The 5,742-nt window shown below is 41.4% G+C and carries 6 protein-coding genes; all 6 read right to left on the reverse strand.

All coding sequences use genetic code 11. The annotated features are described in order from the left end of the window. On the reverse strand, positions 1 to 751 hold a 751-nt coding region (locus R6242_RS21775), incomplete at its 3' end, for a type VI secretion system Vgr family protein (RefSeq protein WP_318430925.1). Positions 752 to 808: 57 nt separating this feature from the next. Next, positions 809 to 1,282: an OmpA family protein gene (locus R6242_RS21780; RefSeq protein ID WP_318430927.1), complete on the reverse strand. Its 474-nt coding sequence runs from the start codon at positions 1,280 to 1,282 to the stop codon at positions 809 to 811. Positions 1,283 to 1,582: 300 nt separating this feature from the next. Beyond that, positions 1,583 to 2,224: a hypothetical protein gene (locus tag R6242_RS21785; RefSeq protein ID WP_318430929.1), complete on the reverse strand. Its 642-nt coding sequence runs from the start codon at positions 2,222 to 2,224 to the stop codon at positions 1,583 to 1,585. 217 nt (positions 2,225 to 2,441) lie between these two features. After that, positions 2,442 to 2,936, reverse strand: a complete 495-nt coding sequence (locus R6242_RS21790) for a hypothetical protein (RefSeq protein ID WP_318430932.1) — start codon at positions 2,934 to 2,936, stop codon at positions 2,442 to 2,444. Next, positions 2,933 to 4,726 carry a hypothetical protein gene (locus tag R6242_RS21795; protein ID WP_318430933.1) on the reverse strand — a complete coding sequence of 598 codons (1,794 nt, stop codon included), beginning with the start codon at positions 4,724 to 4,726 and terminating at the stop codon, positions 2,933 to 2,935. The genes R6242_RS21790 and R6242_RS21795 overlap by 4 nt, the downstream gene beginning before the upstream one ends. A gap of 58 nt (positions 4,727 to 4,784) precedes the next feature. Next, positions 4,785 to 5,742: DUF2345 domain-containing protein (locus tag R6242_RS21800; protein ID WP_318430934.1), on the reverse strand; the 958-nt coding region annotated here is incomplete at its 5' end.

Here is a 5,742-nt window from a genome sequence, read left to right on the forward strand (position 1 = left end):
ATACGCTGCCACTGCCCGCTTGCCGTTGGCTGGTCCATTCGGTAAGGGCATCTGATTCTTCTGTCGCGTCAGCGCGATGAAAGCGCACTTGGCTGTCTTGTGCCTCCGGCACAGAAAAAGCATCATCAAACACCACCAACTGCACCTGCGGCGAATCTCCCGACAGATGCTCAAAGCGCCACGCCAAGCCTTCTTCGTGCATTAATCGCACTAAAAAATCAAAATCTGACTCTCGGTACTGTAGACAATAGGAGCGGGGCGCGTGCTGGCCAGATAGCTTGAAATCCAGCGTCTGCACGGCAGCAAACACCGAGTTTTTAGCTTGATGCTCACTTAAAACCTGTTTAATGATGTCGGGCACGCTTATGTCTTGAAACACGCGTGAAGTACGGCGGTGGCGCAACAAGGCAAATGGCGGTTCAGCAATCAGCATATAGCGGGCAAAGCCGCCATCTGAGCCAATCAGCTGCACCTCTGTAATCACCCCACAGCGCTCAATCTCACTACCCGACGCATCAGCCACCGATAACACCAGCGGCAAGCCCAATAGCGATTTAAGCTCTAGGGCTGCATCGGCAGATAAACACTCAATTTGATAGCGGTAAGCTTGGCTAATCCCTTCCGAGCCAAGCACCCGCTGTGGTAATAGCTGCCCGCCCCATGCAGATCCATCGCCTAATTGTAAAGAGATTAATCGTTGATCCTGATTAAACGCAGCGGCAAAGCTGCTCAGTATTTGTGACAAAGGCATGGGGGAAATCATTAGCAGTCCAAATCAAGCGAGTGAATGGCGAAAATTAAAGAAAGATTAGTTGCCGATCTCAACGCGTACAGCGTGTTCCGCGTCTTCGGTATTAAAGCGACGGCTCAGTTTCTTTTTAGAGATACCTTGTTTAACCAGGAACTTCTCTACGCTTACAGCACGCGCTAATGCGGCAGACTTGGCATTACCAATATCTTTCTTGTAGCAATAGCCACGCAACGTAATCGCTTTGGCATCTTTTAATTTAGGCAAAAGGCTCAAGAGCTGTGCCTCATGCTCAGGAGTCAGCTTGGCGGACATTTTGTCAAACTTTAAAAAAGCCGGATCAGCAACGACTTGTGCGGCGGCTGCGGCAGCCGTTTCTGCGGCTTTAGTTGCTGTTGATGTGGCCGCTACTGGCGCATTTTTCCAAGAAGTTGTCGCAGGCGTGGCACTTTGTACGCTTGGATTTTCAGCACATCCCGTTACACCCGCGGCAATTACAAGTAATGCAGCACAAACAAATCCTGAACGTATCATTGTTAAATCCCTTTTTTTAAAACAACTGATCTGCCTTGCAGCAGATCAGTTTGCTACTTATTGCTCATCACCCGGATGGTGATAATTAATTACTTATTGAGCATAGCTAAAAGCAGGAACGTCATGATCGGCATGCAGTAAAAACAAAGGCAAGGCTGTTCTCTTGCCTTTGTTTTTAACTTTGTTTGTAGTTCTAACTATGTATTTTTAAAGAGCGTAAATATAAAAAATAAAGATAAAAATAAACCGTGGTCTGACTCCAATTTATTTTATTATTAATAAGTTAAAAACAGCCACCAATCAGAGCGCCCCTTGCCATCCATTTTTACCACTAACATATGGATAAATATCAAATAATCTTCTTGCTTTTAAATTGAGGCAAAGATCAACAGAATCGTATTTACTGTACGCCCGCCACTGCCCGCGCTCTTGAACCTCTGATTTACAATCACTAATTCGCAATACTCCTGCCTCCAGCGGCTGCAAAGTAAGCTTTATGCGTATAGGCTCAGGTAATTTCTTCGCTTTACCACGAGGCTTCCCAAAAAAATTAATCTCATTTGGATAGTATTGCGTAGCTTGCAATACCCATAATCCTGTACCAGTACATACCGAAGGGAGTTGAGTTTCCGCTCTAACAGAAAGCGTTTCATATTTTTCGTCTAGCGCATTCCCAATAGTGGTATTAAACACCAATTTATCTGATTTCTTTATAAGCGCAGTCGAAAATTCAAATGTAGTAGCTGTCCAACGAGAATCACCACCTTTAGCAATTTTAATTATATTCTCACGTACTCCTTCTTTGCCAATAGAGTCTGCATTATCATCAGTAACATACACACCATCAGAGAAAACAGGACAATTTGCTTGTGAATTTATTGAAATAAAAGGAACCATTGCAAGCAACACTAAAGAATACTTTTTTACGCATATTTTATTCATGGCTGTGGAATCTCTATGTGGTAGGCTGGTTCACTCCTAACCTCTCCATGGGTAATAAATTTTTCAATAATTCCCTTTTTTTTAAAGCAACTAATTTTTCCTTCATTAATGACTGGGTCAGAGCAAATTTAAATCCTACTATGCTTCATATTTTCAGGAACAAAAAAGTAGATTTATCTTTACTCTGACCCCATTTATTTATTTGACCCCGTTTATTTTATTTTTTCGATGAAATTGTTAATTTAAATTTCTTAGAAAATTTATAATCCAATGGAATTTCATCCCCTGTTTCATCATCGATAGTACCAATTTCCATAAAACTCCCAATCTGGGTCACAGATGATTTCGCCCCAGATGACGGCCTAAACACATGATTAACACCAACAGAATACACTTTTGCATTCACGCAAAGACCCTTTTTTGCTGAGAGAAACAAACAACCATCCATAGAGCAAGCAGTTCCGATTGGCTTTATTTTTTTTCCAACAAGTAATTTATATTTAGAATTTATAACCTTTGACTCTAATCTACCATCATCGTAAATCGCACCAAAATCTGCCTGCCCACTTACAATTTGATCATTCTCATCAAGAAGGTACACGGCTAATTCACGCCCACTCTTAAACTTCAAACAAGGGTCAAAACCATTATCACTGGCATAGGTATACGCCATAAATAATGAAAAAAATAAAAGTATATAAATTTTATTCATTTTACTCTCATCAGTTCATTTAAATTTTTTTCAAAGATCACTAGTAAATCATCCTCGGTATAGGGCTTTCTACTTCCATCCCACTTTCTAACATCTACTCCACCTGGCAAAGAAGACCATTCAGAAGTTAGCTTTGATACTGCTTTTTTAATTTCTCCATTCCTAACATCAACCAAAGCCTTTCTATTTTCAATTAAACAAACAGCCATACGATCTTGTGTTGCAGGAGAAAAATCTAAAGGCATTTTATACACCTCATGCAGCTCTTTCCATGTGGCATATCTAATCTGATACGCTCCAGAAAAAGATCCTTTTTTATTTTCCTGGTTATTATACGGGTGTGTAGAAACATCAGAAAAATACTGACTTCCGTTTAATGTTGATTGCAACATAAAATATCTTCGAGAATCATCTTTCTGCCCGTGACACTCAAATTCGCGTAAAACTTTAAGGAAAGCCAACATTCTTACATACGGCATAGAATCAAAGTATTTTCCTCGATAAACCCCTACTAAGTCATAACTCTTAAATGGATATTTATAGTTATGAAAATCACTAATATATCCATCATACGTCCTAATATCTATGTGCCCATGATTAGGGAGACTTTCATTTGGCTTTTTACTAGACCCATTCCATCTTGGTGAACTCTTCCTACTAGCCCAAGCTAGTTTATCCCACCGATAAATAATAATATCACCTGGTGCAGCCCAACGAGGATCAGGTATCGTCGATGTTATATCTAAAAATCCAGCCTTTAATAATTCTTTATACCCTTCTGACGCGGACCCAAATGTTAAAGCTCCTGCCTTCACAACACCTGTTCGCATAAGAGCGATTTTTACATACTTAGCACACCATCCCTTTGGCTTCGATGATGTTTTTGCTTTAGTTTTAAAAACACCTTTGGTCATTCTAGCCAATGCCTCAACAGTACCAATTTCAATTTCCCAATTGGTTTGTTCTTCGGCATTAGCGATTAATGCATTTAACCTTTCTAATACATCTTTATCTGGTACAGAGGCTGATGGCACAGCTCTTACAGTCTGCTGAGGAGTCCCTTTCTTTTGAAAATCAGCACTACTCCACCAATTTAGCATTCCCAACCGCCAGCGCCCCCACCAATCTGTGGACTTTTCAATAACAACAGCCTGAGGGTGCCCATTCTTATCTCTAGCCTGTAAAGGAGGAGAGCTTTTTTTGCTTGTAGAACCTGCTATTTTGGGCTGAGGTTTTACTGGGCGATCATTTCCAATTGATTCTGGTTTGTTTGTTTTTGCTTCGGTCCTTTCTTTATTTCTATCCGCCTTAGGTATATTCTCTTTTGCATCTCCAGGGATTCCCTCATGGCTTTGCGTTTCAACTTCAAAAACAATCTTTGGGCTCACTAAAGTAATTTCATTACCGCCAGGTGTATAAATATCCTCATAAATGGACTTATAGCTACCATCGTACTTTTTTACAAAAACTTCAAATGAATCACCAAACTTTACATCACCTAAATCAAGCACCCCATTACTGTTAGTTAACAACTGTAGTTTCTTTTCACCAACTTTTATCCGGCACTCAAGATCTATGATTGGTGTTCCAGCAAAATCAAGAAAGCTAATTATTACGTTATTAGCTGCCGCAGAACTTTCAACACCCTCATCTTGATCATTTTCTGAACCGTCTTCTACATCGATATTTGGAAGGGATAAATCCTGGCTATTTTCCTCCGTATCCATTGGAGATTTAATAGTTACCTCTGAAGAAACCCCTTCAAATTCATTTAAATTTTCACTCATCATAAGTTCCGTCTTTACTAACCATTATTCATTCAAATAATAATAAAACGCATTTTATTATTTAATTGTTTTTAATATCTTTAAATGAAATCCACTCACCACTTCCGAATAAAACTCTTACTTTTTGAGCGGAACTAGTATAGATATGTCCCGTATTACCTTCAGAGTCAGTAGTGCCTGATGCAATACACACACCAGACTTATCAAACACTTCATATGGCATCTGCACTAATGCAGAGTCTTTATCACTGTCCATTCCTATAACACCAAGAACATTGAGCCTTTGGCTAAATTTATCCGGAATAGAAAAAACAGGAAGTCTTGGTAAGGCAATTGGCAAGCTCGTCCCCCCACTCAACTCATGACTAGCCCCTTTAATACTCACTTCCCCTGGGCAATGGATTTCTATATTGCCGCCTTTTAGCCGGATATAGCCGCCTCCAGAAGTAAAGAGCACTTCATCCCCTGCGGCGATTTCTACTTTTTCTTTGCAGGCAGTGATTTTTACGTTTTTGTCTGCGGTGATTTCTACGTCGTCGCTTTGCGCTTGCAGCTGGATTTTGCCTTTGGCTGCGATCAGTTTTAGCGCGACTTTATCTTTTACCCCCGCCACAAACAGGCTGATGTGTTGGCCGACGTTATGAATCCAGCGGCGGCCAGAGGTTTGGTTGCTGTCTCTTTGGGCGACCTGATCAAGATTTGTGCCTGCGGCAATCGTCTGGCTTTGTGGGCTGGTGATGGCTACGCCGTCTTCCCCGTGCAGCAGGATGATTTTTTGTTGGCCTGCCTGATCTTTGGATTTAGTTTTACCATCTTTATCAGTGTTTGACCCCGCCTCGAAGCTTTTGCTGGCGTGTACGTGGTGGTGCAGATGACCAGTGCTGGCTTTAGCGCCTGCACTGTTATCGGGTTTTACCGTTTTATCGCCGTCGCCGGTTTCAATGGTGTCAGCAAGTTGGTTGGTGGCTGTTTCACCTAGGCTTTGCGCGAGAGCAAGCGCCGATTCCAGCTGGCTTTGC

This window comes from Iodobacter sp. CM08 (genome assembly GCF_033446605.1).
GTDB lineage: Bacteria > Pseudomonadota > Gammaproteobacteria > Burkholderiales > Chitinibacteraceae > Iodobacter.